Origin of the sequence: Metamycoplasma sualvi, from assembly GCF_045276925.1 — a bacterium.
Lineage (GTDB): Bacteria > Bacillota_I > Bacilli_A > Mycoplasmatales > Metamycoplasmataceae > UBA710.
This window is the reverse complement of the sequence record NZ_CP174167.1, coordinates 95,173-113,216: the sequence shown is the minus strand read 5'-3', so window position 1 is coordinate 113,216 and position 18,044 is coordinate 95,173. Positions and strand designations below refer to the sequence as shown.

The following is an 18,044-nucleotide window of genomic DNA, read 5'->3' as shown; positions in this document are numbered from 1 at the left end:
TTTATTTTCTTCTCCTTTCTTTTTTTCTATCTTTTATAATTTGTCAAAAATTATCTGTAATAATTGATATTGCTACAAAAAGTGAACCATAAATAAATGTGTAAATATTAAAAATACCATCAGTTCACATATTTTTTAATAAATTATTAGCAAAAAGTATTCCAATAAATGTACCTGAAAATAAAACTAATCAAACTAAATGCTTTAAATTAGTTAAGAAAAATGCTAAAAAGAATTTTCTTTTTTTGGATAATAATTTAATAAAAAATAACTCATTTAATAGATAATTAATAATGCTAATTATTACACCTAATAAAAAACCTGTTAAAAGTGATCAATTTAAATAAGTCAAAACAGAAAAAATTAATAATGATGTTGTAAATAATATACAAAATATTAATAAAAAACTGTTTGTTAATTTTTTCATAAAGTTTAAAAAGTTAAATAAATTGTTTAAATAACTAATAAATGGTATTTCTCAAAATAAAAAGAAATACCTCTTTTATTGTATTACTTAATCATTTTTTTTAATTTAATTTATTTTTTGATCTAGTTCATTCAAATCAGATTTAATTAAATCTTGTTCTTTTATTTCAAAAGTAATTGGTTTATTATTAAGTGCTAAATCTGCTTTTTCATATTCTGAAATCTCATTTATTTGAGAAAAAATTACTTTTTGTAAAGAATCTAACTTATTATTCTCATTTATTTTTTTCTCATTAGAACTACTTCTACTATAACTAAAAATATCCTTGAAAATATGAGTTATTGACCCAAAAGCTATACTATCAATCATTTCATTAAATTTATTAGATCCTTCTTCTGTATATATTTGATAAGGATTTTTTTGTGAATATTGAACAACATTAGTTGATGATTTTAATTTGTCCATTGTGTTAATATGATCTTGTCAATATATATCAATATTAGCAATAATAACACTTCTTAAAAAAGACTGAAATGATTGGCCACTTTTATTTTTTATTATTTTATATTGTTCTAAAAAGATACTTAATAAAGTTTCTTCAAAATATTTAGAAATCATATCAATTGGTAATTTGATTAAATCAGATTTATTTACTTTGTATTTTTCTTCAGCACGAGCTAAGAAAGTTTCGTTGAAATAATCAACTAAAAGATCATAATCAATAGCTCCATTTTCCAAAATAATATTTTTTCCATAAATGATTTGTTTTGAACAATTAATAATCATTCTTTTTGTTATATAAGTAAGATCATCTAATTGTAAAACTATGTCTCTTTGTTTATATAACATTTCTCTTTGTTTTCTAACAACATCATCATAGTTTAAAATGCTTTTTCTAGAATCATAATTGAAACCTTCTATTTTTCTTTGTGCTCTTTCGAAAGCTTTAACAATTTGAGAACCTGTAATTTTATTATCACCAAAAGATTTAAAAATTTCTTTTCATTTATCTTGTAAAGAAAATCTTTGAATTAAACGATCTTCTATTGATAAGAAAAATTTAGATTCTCCAACATCACCTTGTCTTCCTGATCTTCCTTTTAATTGATTATCAATTCTTCTTGATTCTGATTTATCCGTTCCAAGAACATATAAACCACCAACTTCTTTAGCACCTTCTCCAAGTTTGATATCAGTTCCTCTACCTGCCATGTTAGTTGCAATAGTAATAGCACCTAATACTCCTGCTTGTTTAATTATTTCAGCTTCGGCGGCATTTTGCTTAGCATTTAAAACAGTATGTGGAATATTTTCGGCAAGCAATAAATTGTGTAAATATTCTGATTCTTCAACTTGAGTAGTTCCAACTAAAATAGGTTGTTTTTTAGCATGAATTTTTTTAATTTCTTCTACTAAAGCTTTGTATTTAGCTTTCATTGTTAAATAAATTTGATCTTCGTGATCAATTCTTGCAATTGGTTTATTAGTTGGAATGACATTAACTCTCATATTATAAGTTTTAATAAATTCATTTTCTTCTGTTTTACCAGTTCCTGTCATTCCTGATAATTTTTTGAACATCCTAAAAAAGTTTTGATAAGTAATTGTTGCCAAAGTTTTGGTTTCAGGTTCTATTTCTACTCCTTCTTTAGCCTGGATTGCTTGTTGAAGACCCTCTGAATATGAACGTCCTTCCATGATCCGACCTGTAAATTGATCAACTAATTCAATTTTGTTTTTAATCACAACATATTCATAATCTTTTTTCATAACTAAATTAGCTCTTAATGCATTTTGAATTCTATGAACATATTCTGTATTTTCAATTTTGAATAAATTATCTGTTTTATATCATTTATTAGCTTTTTGAATTCCTGAGTGAGTTAAAGAAATAGCTTGAGTTTCTTTATCTATATGATAATCTCCTGGAACTAATGATTTAACAAATAAATCTGCATTTGTATATAATGTTGATTCATTTTGTTCTCCACCTGAAATAATTAATGGTGTTTTAGCTTCATCTATTAATATTGAATCTACCTCATCAATTAAAGCATAGTTCAATTTTCTTTGCACTTTTTCTGAAAAATTTTTAACTGTATTATCTCTTAGATAATCAAAACCTAGTTCCGAATGAACAGAATAAGTAATATCACATGAATAAGCCAATCTTTTCATTTGTGGTGGCATATTAGATTTATTTAATCCCACAGTTAAACCTAATCATTTAAAAACTTCACCCATTTCTTCTGAATCTCTTTGAGCTAAATATTCATTAACAGTTGATACAATAACTCCATTACCATCTAAAGCATTTAAATAAATAGGAGCAATAGATGTAATTGTTTTACCTTCACCTGTTTTCATTTCCGCAACTGATCCCATATCCAAAATCAAACCACCTAATATTTGCACATCAAATGGTCTTTTACCTAATACCCGAAATGTTGCTTCTCTTGCAATAGCAAAAGCTTCTACTTTAATATCTTCTAAAGTTTCTCCACGACTTAATCTTTGTTTAAAAAATCTTGTTTTATTTTTTAATTGTTCATCTGAAAGGTTTTTAATTGATTTACCTAAACGATTAATACTTTTCAAAAGATATTCAGCTTCTCTAAATTCAGCAGATTTAAAATTTGCTTCTTTTAGCAACTTTAATCTTCTTTTTTCTTCTCTTTTCTTTACAGATTTTTCTTCGTTTAGTAATTCTTTATTATCCAAAGATTTATTTTTTTTATTTTTCATAGACTTAATATATTTTAATATAAAAATATTTTTTAACAATTTTATATTGAGTCTAAAAAATCTATAATTCCTGGAAAAATAACATCCAATTTAACAGCAACTTTTTCTAAATCCTGAATTGACATATTTCTTTTTTTATTATTCAAATTAATTTGGTCAACATCAACTCTATATAATAAAGAATGATTTTTAAAAAAAATAAGATAAAAAGCAATTCCACCTAATTTTTTTATTAATTGCAAATGATCGTGTTGATGTTTTTTAATATTAGTAAAAGATAAATAATCTTTCTCTGTAGATTTTGCTTCAAAAGTTATATATTTACCTTGATATATTCCATAATAATCTACTGTGGATTTATTTTTTATAAAAGCATTAGAAAAGTTTTTACAATTTTCCTTTTGAAATTTAACATTTAAATGATTTTTAGCAAAATATCCTATTTGCTCTTGATTATAAAAATTTATTGTTTTGTTTATTAGTTCTTCTAATAGCATTCCTCTATTTTTGTAAGAAACATATTCTTTCATTTTTCTCCTAAAATATAAATAATTTATTTATATATAGATTTAGAATCAAAATATTTTTAACTTTATTATTTTATCATTAAATTTAATTTATGAAATATTGCAAATAAATGTAACGAAATATAATATATAATATATAGGCATAAATTAAACATAAAATGTCATTTAAATAGGAGAAATATGGCAACAAACAAAAATGAAAAATTAACAAAAAGTGAATTAATTGCAAAAATTGCTGAAATAGTGGAATTACCAAAAAGTGATGTTAATTTAACAATTAATGCTTTAGTTTCAATTATTATTTCTGAAATGCAAATTGGACATGAAATTACAATTCCAGGGTTAGGGACATTCTTGAAACAACACAAATCTGAAAGAATAGCAACAAATCCTTTAACAGGACAAAAAATTAAAATTCCTTCAAAAAATGTTCCAAAATTTAAAGCTGCAAAAAATTTAAAAGAAGCTGTTGGATTAACTCAATAGAATATTAGAATTTATAAAATATATAAGAAAATCAAAATCACATTTTGGTTTTTTTAATTTTTATTTATTATAGAATATTGTTTTTTTTCATATCAAATATTGTTGACTTCAAAAAAGAATAATGTAATTTATTCTAAGTTTTTTAATTCTTTTTTAATGGTTGGCAATAATTTAATTTGTTTAACATCTTTTTCAAGAGCACTCAATCTTTGGTCAACTTTATGGTTAAATTCCTTTTGTTCTTTGTTAAATTCTTTTTGTTCTTTTATAAAATCAACTACTGAATTATTAAATTCCTTTTGTTCTTTATTAAATTCCTTTTGTTCTTTTATAAAATCAACTACTGAATTATTAAAATCTTTTTGTTCTTTCATAAATTCAGTCACATCTGACATAAACTCTAATACTTTATTTTCGAAAGATGCTTTTTTCACTTTATCTTTATCTCCAGTAATTTTAATTTTATAAGATTTCCTTGTTTCTTCTACTAATTCAATTTTAGGATCATTAGATAAATTTAACAATTCATTCATTTTCTTCTTGTTGATAATTGACATGATTTAAATTTTATCAAATATGAAATATAGCTTTTATAAATAAATTTTCATCTTTTTTATCTTTTTATTCTATCTATAAAACTTGATAAATTATTTTTAAATTAGATTAATAAATTTTATTTATCTTTTATTAAAAATTTTTTAATAATTAACAATTCTTTTTTTAATTTTTCTATTTCTTGACTATTATGAATAATGGCCTTTTCTAATCTTTTGTTAATATCCTTTTGTTCTTTAAAAAATGAAAGCAATAATTTATCAAAATTATTTTGATTTTTCATAAATTCTTTAATTTTCATTTCATTACTAATTGGTTGTTTGCTAGATGATTTTAAAGTGCTATTTTTATTAATTTTCATTTTAATTTGTAATTCATCTGAATCAATTAGTGGATTATTTTTACTATTATTTTTAATCTGACTTTTGTTATCCATATATTTAATATTTTAATAAAATTAATACAAAATTTGCTTTTTATATTAAAAAAGCATAAAAAAATTACAATAATCATATCTTTTTATGAATATTGTAATTCTTAACATTATTTAAATTTCTTTAATTTCAATAAATTCTTGATATTTATTCATATCTTCTTTTGAAGCTAAAAATCTTGTACATGAAGTTCCGATTGATAAAGATGTTGCTATTTTTAATGATTCAATAATGTTTTTTGTTTTTAAATATGTAATTGCAAAAGAAGAAATTAATGTATCTCCTGCCCCTACTGTAGAAATAATATCAAATTTTTTCTTTAATGTAATTTGCAATATTTTATTATCTTCACCAATAAAATAAGAACCTCTGCCACCATCTGAAACAATTAGATTTTTTAAACCAAAAGATTTCAATTGCTTCATAGCATTTTTAATATCTTCTAAATCATTGATTTTGATATTTAATAAAGATTCTAATTCACTACGATTTGGTTTAATAATAAATGGATTATATTTTATTAAATCTAAAATAATTTTTGAATCAATATCTAGTGCGAAATTAATACCTTTTTGGTGAATTTTTTCTACAAGTTTTTTTAAAAAACTTTCTTCACAAATGCCCATAATTAGTACAAAATCATCTTTTGATAATTGATCAATAAAATTTAATAATTTTTCATATTCTTCTTGAGCTATTTTTGCTCTTGCTCCATTTATTTCAAAAGAAGAATCTTGAGCAAACATTTTTACATTTATTCTTGTATCATTTTCTGAAGCAAAATTAATTAATTCAATTTTTTCATCAGACATTAGCTCCAAGAATAAATTTTTTGTTTTTCCACCTAAAAAAGAAATTGCTTTATTATCAAATCCAATTCTTTTTAAAACAATAGAAGCATTAATTCCTTTACCACCAGGAACTAATTCATAATCTTCAACTCGATTCAAATCATTTGAATTAAATTTATTTTTAGTATTTATTACATAATCAATTGAAGGAGAAAATGTAATTGTATAAATCATATTATTTAATAATTATTAACTATTAATAAATTTGAGTTGAAGTTGTCGTTAATCATTTTTTGTTTTTTATTTCTTTTAAATGGTTTAGTTAGAACTATTTTTGCTTTAACAAAAACATTAACTTGTCCAGTTTTTTCTTTTTTAATTGTGTTATTGTTTCTCTTATTCATTAATTTATCAAACAACACAATACAGAACATTTCTAAAATTGATCCTGCAATAATAGCAACAATAAAGAATGTTATTCCTAATCCAATTTTTAGTCCCTCTACAGCATTTGGATAGATTGTGCTATCTAATCTACATAAAGCAACTGTTAAAATTCCACCATGAGGAGCTGAAATTGAAACACCTAGAGCACCAATTAATAATCCTGTTACAGCCCCTCCAATAACATTGGCTGGAATAATAACTTTAGGTTTAGATAGTGTAAATGGAATTGCACCTTCTGAAATAAATGATAATCCCATTATGTAGTTCAACATTCCTGTTTTTCTTTCTTCATCTGTTCACATTTTTTTGAAGAATGTACAACATAAAGCAATTCCTAATGGAGGTGTCATTCCCCCTGCCATAGCAGCGGCCATTGAAATTGTTCCTTCTGGATGAGTTGTTAATGATGCAGTTCCAAATAAGTAAGCAGCTTTATTAATAGGTCCACCTAAATCGAAAGCCATCATTGCTCCTAAGATCATTCCTAATAATCATGCTAAGTAGTTTTTACCTTCCATTAATTCTAAGAATTTAGTAAATCCATAATTTACATAGATCATAGGAATATTAACCATTCAGAAAACAGTTACAACAATTAATGTTCCGAATAAAGGAATAAATAAAATGTTTTTTAATCCTGATAATACAGCTGGTAAATAAACAAATACATATTTAACTAAAACAATAATGATTGAAGCTGCTAAAAATGCTCCAACAATTGCTCCAAAAATTCCCGAAGTTCCACCTCCTGTAGCTTCAGCTGTTGCAAATCATTGCACTTGACCTGTTTCAGGATTTAAACTAAATAAGAATTTACCTTGAGACATTAATCCAACCATAAATCCTGGTAATAATCCTTGTCTTCCAATGATTGCATATGTAATATAAGCACCAATGATAGGCACCATCATTCCAAATGATAAATCACCCATTGTTTTAAATCACTTTGCAGCTGGTGAACCTGAACCAAAATTACCTTGCCCCGCATTTGCAAAATCAAATAAGAAAGCAATAGCAATTAATATACCACCAAAAACAACAAAAGGCAACATGTAAGAAACCCCTGTCATTAATGATTTATACATTCTTTTTCCAAATCCATTAAATGACATGTCTTGGTTATTATCTTGAGATGCTGTTTCCTTTTTAGCTGATGCTTGGAATTTTTCACCTTTATGATCTAATAGTTTTTGAATTTCTTTTTTAGCATCTTTAATAACAGGTTTTGTACCCATTTCTAAAACATTTTCATGTCCTGAAAATTTTGAAAGTTCCACAACACGATCACAAGCTATTAAAACACCTTTTGCATTTTTAATATCTTGTTCAGATAAAACATTTTTTGCTCCATCCGCACCTTGAGTTTCAACTTTAATTTGGATATTCATTTCTTTAGCTGCTTTTTCTAACATGTCACGAGCCATAAAAGTATGAGCTATCCCTGTAGGACAAGCAGTTATTGCAACAATATCATAATTTCCATCATTATTTACTAATGATTCTTCTTTTTTATCATTTGAAGATTCATTATATTTAGTAATTAATTTTTTTAATGAAGTAATTGATTTAACTGTTTTTAAATCTTTTTTAAATTCTTCATTCATTAATAATTTCATTAAATCTGCAAGAATTTCTACATGTGATCCACTTTCTTTTGGATTTAATGCAATAAAAAATATGTAATTAACTGGATTACCATCTAAAGATTCTCAATCCATAGGTTTTACTTTTGCAAAAAAGATAACTGATTTTTTCATTACCTCATCTCTTATATGAGGAATGGCAATTCCTTCACCAATACCAGTTGAAGTTTCGCTTTCTCTTTTTAAAGCTAGTTCTACTACTTTAGCTTTATTAGAAGCGTATTTTTTTTCAACAAGAACTTTAGCAAAGGCTTCAAGAGCTTCTTTTTTACTTTTATATGATTTATCAACAATGATTAAATCATTTTTGAAAAATTCATTTAATTTCACTCTTACTCCTTTATCCTAACGATTTGAGTATTAGAAACTAATTTCATTTTTTTTAAATCTTTTTCTTTAATATTAGAGACAATCACTATTTTAGAATCATTATCACTAAATTTAAAAGTTGACATAGTATTAAATTTTTCTTTTTCAGCTAAAACAACAGTTATCAAAGATCTTTTCATAATATCTTGCTTGGCTTTAGCTTCTCTTTTTTCAGGTGTATATAAACAACCTTTTTCATCAATTGCATTTACACCCAAAAATGAAATAGGAAAATTTATTCCTTCTAATTCATTTTTATTAAAATTAACAATTGATTTTGTTTCTTGTTTTAATGTCCCACCAAGAATATTTACATTTTGAAAACCTAGATCTAGAGCTAAATTAGCATTAGTAATAGAATTAGTAAATAGTTCAATGTTTCTATCTAAAAATTGGATTAGATAATAACAATTACTTCCTGAATCAACAAAAATTGTTTTATAACCTAAAGCTAATTGCGAAGCATGCTGAGCAATTTTATTTTTAACTTCTAAATTAGTTTTTATTTTATTCTCAATTTTTTGATCTTGAAAATTTTTATTTTCATTTAATATGATTTCTCCAAATGTTCTATTAATAAGACCTTGAGATTCTAATTTAATTAAATATCTTCTCGATGAAGATTGTGTTAATTGAAAAATTTTTTCTATATCTTTGGACTTAACGATTTTATGTTTCTTGATATACTCAAAAATTTTATTTTCAATAATTTTTGGCATTTTAGCTCCGAATAAATATTATAGTGAATAATTTTGAATAATTTTGAATAATTTATATTAAATTATTTGTATTTATTTTAAGATTGTTGAAATATAAAGTATATTTAAGATAAATTATTTATATTTACCATTATTGCTTTCAATATTTAATATATAATTAATTTGTATTATGAAATTAGCAATTGTAGTAGATTCTTCATGTGGTTTAACTAAAAAAGAAGCTGAAAGTAGAGGATGGCATTTTCTACCATTATATTTAGATATTGATGGCAAAGAATATCGTGATGGAATTGATATTACTTCAGACAATTTTTTAGATTATTATAAACCTACTTCAATAGGAAAAACTTCTTGTACTCCAATAGGTGAAGCTTTACAATTAATTGAAGATTTATCTAAGAAGAATGATTTTGTTGTTATTTATCCTATTAGTATGGAATTATCATCACAATATAATAATTTAGAAGTTATTGCAAGACAATTTAAAAATGTTTATGTGATAAAATCAAAAAGAGTTTGTCAATTTATTACAAAAGATTTAGTTGAATTAGAAAAAGATGTATTATCTAATGAATTAACTGTAAAACAATCTATAGCTCGGATTGAAAAACAAAATTATTCTCAAGTTGATACTTTATTATATCCAAAAGATATTAGCGTTCTTGCTAGAGGAGGAAGATTGGCTCCTTCAGCTGCTAAATTGGCTAAATTATTAAAAATCTTTCCTGTAATAGGAATGCAAGATGGAAAATTAGAAAAGTTTGATAAAGGATTAACTTTTAACAAAACATTTTATAATACAGCAGTTGAACAATATAAAAAAGTTTCTAAGAAAAAGCAAAGAGCTATTTTGTTCTTAGATACAAATAATGAAAATGCAGATGACATGTGCAAAGAATTAGTTGAAAAAACTAAATATAATGGTATAGTTATTAGGAAACCAATTCCACCTGTTATTGCAATTCATACTGGATATGGGGCAATTTCAATTTTCTTTGTTGATTTTAAACTTGATATTAAAGAATATAAATTATAAGGCTATAATTTAAATAGATCTAATAACAAAAGGGGGTATTTATGGAAAAAATGTCTAATAATTTCTTTTCAAAATATAAAATTCAAGCAATTGATGTAAAATCAAAATTATTATCTAGATCTTTACTATGAATGTCTTTAGGATTGATGGTTATTATTTTTGTTGCTTGATTAAGTTCAACTTTTCAAGCTTTTAATAATTTTGTTGTAACTTTTTCTATAGGATCAAGATGAGGACTTGCTTGATTATTTAATTTAATAATTATTTTTAGTTTATTCTTTTGCATTCAAAACAAGAACATTAACATCATGATTCCTGTCATTCTCTATGCTATTTTTGCAATTTATGAAGGAATGTTTATTACAACAATTTTATCATTTACTGGAACTACAAATATTGTTAAAGATTTATTATTATATATGTTAATTCCTTCTTTTGTTTTTTTAGTAATGGGGATTATTGCATACACTAATTTAATTAATTTTTCAAAATTAATTCCTTTTACATTTTTTGGCTTTTTTGCAATTTTAATTTTATCTTTAATAATGATCTTTACTGCAAGTAAAACAATAGAAATGTTATACATTATAATTGCTAGTGCAATGTTTATTATATGAATTGGTGTTGATTTACAAATGATTGCAAGAACTGAAGATGCATTGCCAAATTATGTAGACAAATCAACCATTAATAGAATTTCATTTATGTTTGGTGTTAAATTATTTATTGACTTTGTTAATCTATTAATGATTGTTTTAAGAATATTTAGAAATAGATAATTTTATATATTTATATTGAATTTTAATAAACAGAATAGTAAATATTCGATTTATATTTTTTTGTAATAATTTATTTTTTTGTTCGGCATCTAATAAAAGATATATGGTGCGAACGAATGGACTTGAACCATCGACCTCACGATTATCAGTCGTGTGCTCTAACCAGCTGAGCTACGCTCGCATATTATAATGTGATGAACACATTATATTTAATTGTAAGTAAATTATTAACGTTTTGAGAATTGACGAGCTCTTCTCGCTTTTCTTAAACCAGGTTTTTTACGTTCTTTGACTCTTGCATCTCTAGTTAACATTTTTTGTTTTTTCAATTTAGGTTTATAATCTTCTGATGCTTCAATCAATGCTCTTGCAATTCCTAAACGAATTGCTCCAGCTTGACCTGATAAACCACCACCTGAAACATTAACATTAACATCTCATTTATTCATTTGTTCTAAAATTTCAAAAGGTTGTAAAGCATCTTTAATTAAAATATCTGATTTTAAATATTGTTTAGCTTCAATTTTATTAATCAAAAACTTACCAGTACCACTTTGAATAGTTACACGTGCTGAAGAAGATTTTCTTCTTCCTAATCCATGAAATTTAGTATTTTTCATAATTATTTAACCTCTAATTTTTTTGGTTTTTGAGCTTCATGTTTGTGCTCACTACCTGCATATACATATAAATTTTTAAATTGTTTAGCACCTAACTTAGTGTGTGGAATCATTCCTTTAACAGCTTTTTCAATAATAGCAATTGGTCTTCTTTTTCTTAATTCACTAGGAGTTGTTGTTTTTAATCCTCCAGGATACCCTGAATGGTGATAGTAAATTTTATTTTTTTCTTTGTTTGCTGTTAAAACAATTTTGTCTGCATTAATAACAATGATATTATCTCCCATATCAACATTAGGAGTAAAAGTTGGTTTATTTTTACCTCTCAAATAAGATGCACAAATTGTGGCTAATCTACCTAAAATTTGACCTTCAGCATCAATTATATATCATTGTTTATCTGTTTTTTGATGTGTAACAATAGTTGTTTGTCTCATAACTACTTAGATATAAATCCTTTCTTTTGTTTTTTGTAATACTTTTGGATATATTTTTGAAATAAAATTAAGATTTGTTTTTTAAAATTTGAAATACGCAAATTTATTATATAACAAAATTGCAAAAATATAAATTTAATAATTTATATATTATATTAGATATATCCCAAAAAGAAATGAAAATAATAATTGTTTTTTGTATTATTTTTCATTCTTGTTTTTAAAAATCAAATTGATCGGTGTGCCAGTAAAATCAAAATTTTCTCTAATTTGATTTTCTATGTATCTTTTATAGCTAAAATGTAAACTTTTTGTGTCATTAACTGTCAATAAAAATGTTGGAATTTTTGCATCAATTTGTTTAATATAAGTGATAACTAATCTTTTTCCTTTAAATGTAGGTGCAGGTTGCATTTGTTGAGCTTCTAAAATTACTTCGTTTAATAAAGAAGTTTTAATTTTTCTTTCTAAATTGTTTTTCACAGTGATTATTAAATCTTTTAATTTTTGAATTCTTTGATCTTTTAGAACTGAAATAAAAATAATAGGTGATCATGAAATAAATTTAAATTCTTTTAAAATTCTTTTTGTAAATTCATTAATTGTATTTGTATTTTTATTTTCAATTAAATCTCACTTATTGATAACCAAAATAATAGGTTTATTAAATTCCATAGCATAACCTGCAATTCGAGCATCAAAATGCGATAATTCTTTTGTAGCATCAATTACTAATAGAGTTAAATTGGATTCTTCTAAAGAATTAAAGGCTCTATTTAAAGCATAATGATCGATTGCATCTGATAATTTAGATTTTCTATTAATACCCGCTGTATCAATAATTTCAAAATTTTCATCATTTATTTTTAAAATAGCATTAACCGAATCTCTAGTTGTACCAGGAATATCCGATACTATAGATCTATTTTCATTTAATAATTTATTTAATAATGAAGATTTTCCAGCATTTGGTTTTCCAATGATTGACAATTTAAAATAATTTAAATTTTCAATAGAATTTCAATCTAAATTATTAATAATAAGATCCATTAACTCTCCAGTATTTTCACCATGCAAAGCAGAAATTGCTACCATATCTTTAATTCCTAATGAATAAATTGATGAATCAAATTCTTTATTATTTTCCATTTTATTAATTGCTAAAATTATTCTTTTATTCGATTTTCTTAATATGTCAATTACTAAAAAATCTTCTTTTGTTATTGGTGTTAATCCATCAACTACAAAAACCACTAAATCAGCTTCTTCTATAGCAACTTTTGCTTGTGCTCTAATATCATCTACAAATATTTTTTTCTCATCAGTTATTCCGCCAGTATCTATAACATAAAAATCATGTCCTAATCATGATACTTTTTGATAAATTCTATCTCTTGTTACACCTGGTTTATCATATACAATTGATTGACGTTTTCCAATCATTCTATTAAATAAAGTTGACTTACCAACATTAGGTTTACCAATTAAAGCAACAGTATTTTTCATGATTTTAAATATATCATATTTTTATCAAAAATATTTTGAGCTAATATTAAATTGGCGATTTAGAAGGTATTAATTTATAATTTTAAATATGAATAAAAATAAAAAATATTTATTTGCAATTGATCTAGATGGTACTTTGTTATCTTCAAGTGTTGATAATACAATACATCCTTTAACTATTAAAGGAATTAAAAGAGCTATAAAAGAAGGGCATATTGTTTGTTTAGTAACTGGTAGACCTTGAATTGCTTCTAAATTTGTTTATGAAAAATTAAAATTAAATACAATCATTGCAAATTTAAATGGTGCTCATATTCATAATCCTACGGATGAATTTTTTATAGATTATATTAAATACATTAATTTAAATGAAATGCTTTATATTTTAGGAGATGAAAATTTAAAAGATAAAATTAATAATTTAGCAATCGAAGGACCTGGGTGAGTTCATTTACAACATCGTGATGATGATATGGAAAAAATATTTAATTTTCATAAATTTCCTAAATTAAAAATAGGTATTAATTTAGATAAAATACCTTTAAAACCAACAGGGATAGTTATGGATATTAAAAAAGATGTTGATGCTAAAAAATTAAAAAAATATTTAAATCAAAAATATTCAGATTTAGCTTCTTTTTCATATTGATCAAAAGGAGAAGGAAAATCATATATTTTTGATATGGCAGCAGTTGGGGTTGATAAAGGGAAAGTAATTTCTTTATTAATGAGATACTATGGAATTGATATTGAATCTACAGTTGCTTTTGGTGATTCATTCAATGATGAAGAGATGTTAGAAAATGTTAATTATTCAGTTGCTATGAAAAATGCTGATCATCATATTATCAAAAAAGCAAAATATGTTACCAGCTTAACAAACAAAGAAGGCGGAGTTGGTCAATTTATTATTGATTTTTTAAACAAAAAAATTCATTAATTGTTAATTAAAGATATTTTTTAGAAAGTAATATTAATACAAAAAGTGCTACACATACTAATGTAAGAACGAAAAAAATGATAAACATTATTTTATTTATAGTAATTTTTCTTTTTGCTTTTTCTTTTTTTTGATTTTCTGTTTCTATTTTTTCAAATTCTTGATAATTATTTTTTAATTCCACTAGTTGGTTGTATATTTTGCTAATTTGTTCTAAAGCTCTTCCCATCATTATTTCTAATTCATCTTCGGTCAAATCAACTTTATTTTCTACTTGATAAAATATTTCCATTTTTACATTAAGTAGTTTTCTTTCTTGTTCATATAAATCAAAATCTCTACCATCAATTTGATATTTTTTAATTACTAGTGATTTGTTTATTTCATTTGCTATCTTATGTAATAAATTTCATGATTCTAGATATTTGCTATTTAAAATATCAAATTGAGTTTTTATTTTTTGTTCTAATTTTTTATATTCTTTATCAATTTGATTTTTTTTATTTTGATCTACTTCGCTTTTGCTACCATGAGAAGTTTTTCATACTTTATGAATTATTCTTTCAACTAAATTAAAATTCATTTGTTGTGTTTTGTTTGCATTAGAACTATTGCTATTCATAATTAACCTCAAAAGTTATCTTATTTTAAAAACTTAAATTTAAATATTATTTAAATTATATAATAATTACTTATTATCTATATCTAAATGTATAATATATAAATTAAGTTTTGGAATAGGTTAGTTATGAAACAAGTCAATGTACAAAAATCTAAAGTTAGAAAAGTTATTATACCAGCCGCTGGTTGAGGGACTAGATTTTTACCTATGACCAAAATTATCCCTAAGGAATTGGTTCCAATTTTAAATCGTCCTTCAATTGATTTATTAGTAGATGAAGCAATTAATTCAGGAATAGAAGAAATAATTTTAGTAATATCAACAAGAAAACAAGAAATTATGAAATATTTCCAACCAAATATTCCATTAGAGGAAGAATTGAAATCTAAAAATAAATGAGAGTTATTAAAGCATGTTAAAAAAACAAATCGAGATGCAATAATTAGAGTTGTTTACCAATATGAACAATTAGGTTTAGCTCATGCTATATTAACAGGAGCTCGTTTTTTTAAAAATGAACCTTTTGCGGTTATTTTAGGAGATGATTTAATTAAATCAAAAATACCTGTAATTAAACAAATGATGAATGAATATGATAAATTAGGTTCTTCAATTGTAGGTGTTCAAAATGTTGAATTTGATAAGTTGAATAAATATGGAATTGTAAAACCAAAAAATATTAGTGAAAAAAATAATAAATTATTTGAAATTAGTGGTGCAGTAGAAAAACCTTTACCTCAAAAAGCCCCATCATCAAAAGCTATTTTAGGTAGATATATTTTTAATTATTCAATTGTAAAATTCCTAGAAAATTTAGATTATTCTAATGAAAATACAGGAGAAATTAATTTAGTAGATTGTTTTGATAAATACTTAAAAGAAGAAAAAATATATGCTTATGAATTTGATGGTAAACGTTATGATTTAGGATCAATTGAAGGATTTACTATGGCCACAATTGATTATAGTTTAGAAAATAGCGATATATCTAGCACTATTAAAAAACACATTATGAATTTAGCTTCAGAAATATATTCAGAAACTGCTCTTTTAGATTTAAATTCTGAGAAAAACAAAGGAGGAAAATAATAATGTTGGAAAAAGTCCTTTTTAATTTATTATGAATTATTGTTGCATATTTAATAGGTTCAATTAATTTTTCTATTATATTTACCAAAAATAATAAAAATAAAAAGAATATTAAAGAAGTTGGTTCAGGTAATGCTGGAGCAACAAATGCTGCAAGAGTTTATGGTTTTAAATTTGGACTTTGCATTTTTATTTTAGATGCTTCTAAAAGTTTTTGATTAGGGTTTATTTTAGGATTATTGCAAAGAAATGTTGAAGCATTTAATGTCATTATTCCTCAACTATGTTTAATATTTGTTATTATTGGTCATATTTTCCCATTATATTTCAATTTTAAAGGTGGTAAGGGGGCAAGTTGTTTATTAGGAATGATTGCTTCAATTAGTTTATTTATTGCAGCAATTGGAACAATAATTTTTCTTATTATTGTTTTATGAACAAGATATGTATCATTAGGTTCAATAGTTGTTCCATATATATTAGCTTTATTATCATTTTTATGTCCATATTGACATAATGTTGATTCAACAATTATTAATCAAATATTTTGATATAGTCCTTTATTTTTATTAATTGCTTCTCTAATCGTAACATTAAGCCATTGACAAAATATCGATCGTTTAATTCATAAAAAAGAATCTAAAATTCAATTTAATAATAAAGAACCAAAAATTAAAGATTTTTATAAAAATAAATTAAAAGTCAATTTAATTAACAAAAATAAATTAGATAAAAATTTAGAAATTGATATTGATACTCATCCAATAATTCCTGATCTAGATTCAAATGAAGGTAATAGTGTTATTGATGAAGCAATTAATAGAAAAGATCTTTAATTTTTAAATATTTCTAATAAGAATCTTTCAAAAATTATTTTGTCGTTAATAGCACCTGATTTAATGTCTAAATCTATATTCTCAATTATTTTCAAATATTTTTTAATTTTTGTATATCCAATATTATTTAAAAAATCTAAACATTTTTTAATAACAAATGGATGTTTATTTAATGTTGTTTCCATTTCTTTTAAAGACATAGAAGATTTTTTTAATGAATAAATTTGAGAACATAATTCCAAATTATTAGCAATTTGATTAATAAATGAAGTAATAGATTCTCCATAATTTAATTTTTCATAATATATTCGAAAAATATTTTCAGAATCATTTGCTTGAAAATAATTAATAAAATCAAAAACAGATGTTAAATTATATTTTTGCACTAAATCATCAATATTACTTCTTGAAATATTTAAATCTAATGAAATTAATTTATTCATTTCATTCATAATTAAATCTAACTTATTAGGAACTTTAGATAAAAAATATACTAAATCGATTTCACTTATTGATGCTTTATGAAGATTGATTTGGTCTCTAACAAATTGAATAATTTGCTTATTATTCAATTCTTTGAATTCTTTACATGTTGCTTCTTTTTCTAAAAAATCTACAATTTTATTGTTTGATTTAGTTTTTTGATTTATTTTATTATTAGTAAAAATAACAATAGTAGAACTTAATTTAGATTTTAATGAATCTAAAATAATCTCTTGTTCTTTTTCTGAAGCATTTACTAAATAAGGAAAATTTTTAAAAATTATTATTTTATTGTTTTCAAATAAATTAATTGCTGAAATCTGTTTTACAATTTCATTAATATCATTATTATTATTTGATCTTACAACTGTATGATCTTTATTATTCTTAATAATAAATTCAATTTCTTGATCTATTAAATAATCTTCATTACCGTAAAAATAATACATAACTATTCAAAATTATACATTTTTTTATTAAATAAAAATTATTGGAATATAATAATTTTGTAATATTAAATAACAATAACAAATATATAAAAATGTATTAGAAA

Annotated in this window: 19 protein-coding genes and 1 tRNA gene; 6 read left to right on the top strand and 14 right to left on the bottom strand. The window is 23.5% G+C overall.

What is annotated here, in order from left to right; all coding sequences use genetic code 4:
* Position 1: 1 nt before the first annotated feature.
* The 3 genes from ACJA29_RS00515 to recU all read right to left on the bottom strand — a co-directional run bounded on the left by ACJA29_RS00515 (position 2) and on the right by recU (position 3,702).
* Positions 2–427 (bottom strand): hypothetical protein, encoded by a 426-nt coding sequence (locus tag ACJA29_RS00515; RefSeq protein ID WP_406602681.1) that lies wholly within the window; start codon positions 425–427, stop codon positions 2–4.
* 105 nt (positions 428–532) lie between these two features.
* Positions 533–3,172, bottom strand: a complete 2,640-nt coding sequence (secA, locus tag ACJA29_RS00510; RefSeq protein ID WP_406602680.1) for a preprotein translocase subunit SecA — start codon at positions 3,170–3,172, stop codon at positions 533–535.
* A gap of 41 nt (positions 3,173–3,213) precedes the next feature.
* On the bottom strand, positions 3,214–3,702 hold the full coding sequence (recU, locus tag ACJA29_RS00505; protein WP_406602679.1) for a Holliday junction resolvase RecU: 489 nt from the start codon (positions 3,700–3,702) through the stop codon (positions 3,214–3,216).
* A gap of 177 nt (positions 3,703–3,879) precedes the next feature.
* Between recU and ACJA29_RS00500 the strand changes: the two genes are divergently transcribed.
* Positions 3,880–4,185, top strand: coding sequence for an HU family DNA-binding protein (locus ACJA29_RS00500; RefSeq protein WP_406602678.1), 306 nt, complete (start codon positions 3,880–3,882; stop codon positions 4,183–4,185).
* 128 nt (positions 4,186–4,313) lie between these two features.
* On the opposite strand, the gene ACJA29_RS00495 is transcribed toward ACJA29_RS00500, so the two are convergent.
* From ACJA29_RS00495 to ACJA29_RS00475, 5 genes are all read right to left on the bottom strand, one after another.
* Positions 4,314–4,742, bottom strand: coding sequence for a hypothetical protein (locus ACJA29_RS00495; protein WP_406602677.1), 429 nt, complete (start codon positions 4,740–4,742; stop codon positions 4,314–4,316).
* 116 nt (positions 4,743–4,858) lie between these two features.
* The gene (locus tag ACJA29_RS00490) at positions 4,859–5,176 is read right to left on the bottom strand and encodes a hypothetical protein (RefSeq protein WP_406602676.1); all 318 of its coding nucleotides are present in this window, start codon (positions 5,174–5,176) and stop codon (positions 4,859–4,861) included.
* Positions 5,177–5,287: 111 nt separating this feature from the next.
* Positions 5,288–6,199: a 1-phosphofructokinase gene (locus ACJA29_RS00485; RefSeq protein ID WP_406602675.1), complete on the bottom strand. Its 912-nt coding sequence runs from the start codon at positions 6,197–6,199 to the stop codon at positions 5,288–5,290.
* A 5-nt stretch (positions 6,200–6,204) separates the two neighbouring features.
* Complete coding sequence (locus tag ACJA29_RS00480; protein WP_406602674.1) at positions 6,205–8,385, bottom strand: fructose-specific PTS transporter subunit EIIC; 2,181 nt, start codon at positions 8,383–8,385, stop codon at positions 6,205–6,207.
* Between the two features lie 2 nt (positions 8,386–8,387).
* Positions 8,388–9,143, bottom strand: coding sequence for a DeoR/GlpR family DNA-binding transcription regulator (locus ACJA29_RS00475; protein ID WP_406602673.1), 756 nt, complete (start codon positions 9,141–9,143; stop codon positions 8,388–8,390).
* A gap of 169 nt (positions 9,144–9,312) precedes the next feature.
* Between ACJA29_RS00475 and ACJA29_RS00470 the strand changes: the two genes are divergently transcribed.
* Positions 9,313–10,179, top strand: coding sequence for a DegV family protein (locus tag ACJA29_RS00470; protein WP_406602672.1), 867 nt, complete (start codon positions 9,313–9,315; stop codon positions 10,177–10,179).
* A 41-nt stretch (positions 10,180–10,220) separates the two neighbouring features.
* Positions 10,221–10,958 carry an MAG0110 family membrane protein gene (locus tag ACJA29_RS00465; RefSeq protein WP_406602671.1) on the top strand — a complete coding sequence of 246 codons (738 nt, stop codon included), beginning with the start codon at positions 10,221–10,223 and terminating at the stop codon, positions 10,956–10,958.
* Between the two features lie 104 nt (positions 10,959–11,062).
* Here ACJA29_RS00465 and ACJA29_RS00460 read toward each other — a convergent pair.
* The 4 genes from ACJA29_RS00460 to der form a co-directional block, all read right to left on the bottom strand.
* Positions 11,063–11,139, bottom strand: a tRNA-Ile gene (locus ACJA29_RS00460).
* 46 nt (positions 11,140–11,185) lie between these two features.
* Entirely contained in the window at positions 11,186–11,578 is a 393-nt protein-coding gene (gene rpsI / locus ACJA29_RS00455; RefSeq protein ID WP_406602670.1) for a 30S ribosomal protein S9, read from the bottom strand.
* A 2-nt stretch (positions 11,579–11,580) separates the two neighbouring features.
* A complete protein-coding gene (gene rplM / locus ACJA29_RS00450) occupies positions 11,581–12,015 on the bottom strand; it encodes a 50S ribosomal protein L13 (RefSeq protein ID WP_406602669.1) in 435 nt (144 codons plus the stop codon).
* 201 nt (positions 12,016–12,216) lie between these two features.
* On the bottom strand, positions 12,217–13,521 hold the full coding sequence (gene der, locus ACJA29_RS00445; RefSeq protein WP_406602668.1) for a ribosome biogenesis GTPase Der: 1,305 nt from the start codon (positions 13,519–13,521) through the stop codon (positions 12,217–12,219).
* An 88-nt stretch (positions 13,522–13,609) separates the two neighbouring features.
* On the opposite strand from der, the gene ACJA29_RS00440 reads away from it, so the two are divergent.
* Positions 13,610–14,461 (top strand): Cof-type HAD-IIB family hydrolase, encoded by an 852-nt coding sequence (locus tag ACJA29_RS00440; RefSeq protein WP_406602667.1) that lies wholly within the window; start codon positions 13,610–13,612, stop codon positions 14,459–14,461.
* Between the two features lie 7 nt (positions 14,462–14,468).
* Here ACJA29_RS00440 and ACJA29_RS00435 read toward each other — a convergent pair whose 3' ends face one another.
* Positions 14,469–15,083: a hypothetical protein gene (locus tag ACJA29_RS00435; protein ID WP_406602666.1), complete on the bottom strand. Its 615-nt coding sequence runs from the start codon at positions 15,081–15,083 to the stop codon at positions 14,469–14,471.
* Between the two features lie 126 nt (positions 15,084–15,209).
* On the opposite strand from ACJA29_RS00435, the gene ACJA29_RS00430 reads away from it, so the two are divergent.
* On the top strand, positions 15,210–16,172 hold the full coding sequence (locus ACJA29_RS00430; RefSeq protein ID WP_406602665.1) for a UTP--glucose-1-phosphate uridylyltransferase: 963 nt from the start codon (positions 15,210–15,212) through the stop codon (positions 16,170–16,172).
* A gap of 2 nt (positions 16,173–16,174) precedes the next feature.
* Positions 16,175–17,008, top strand: coding sequence for a glycerol-3-phosphate 1-O-acyltransferase PlsY (gene plsY / locus ACJA29_RS00425; RefSeq protein WP_406602664.1), 834 nt, complete (start codon positions 16,175–16,177; stop codon positions 17,006–17,008).
* On the opposite strand, the gene holA is transcribed toward plsY, so the two are convergent.
* Positions 17,005–17,940: a DNA polymerase III subunit delta gene (holA, locus tag ACJA29_RS00420; RefSeq protein WP_406602663.1), complete on the bottom strand. Its 936-nt coding sequence runs from the start codon at positions 17,938–17,940 to the stop codon at positions 17,005–17,007. The genes plsY and holA overlap by 4 nt on opposite strands.
* Positions 17,941–18,044: the final 104 nt, after the last annotated feature.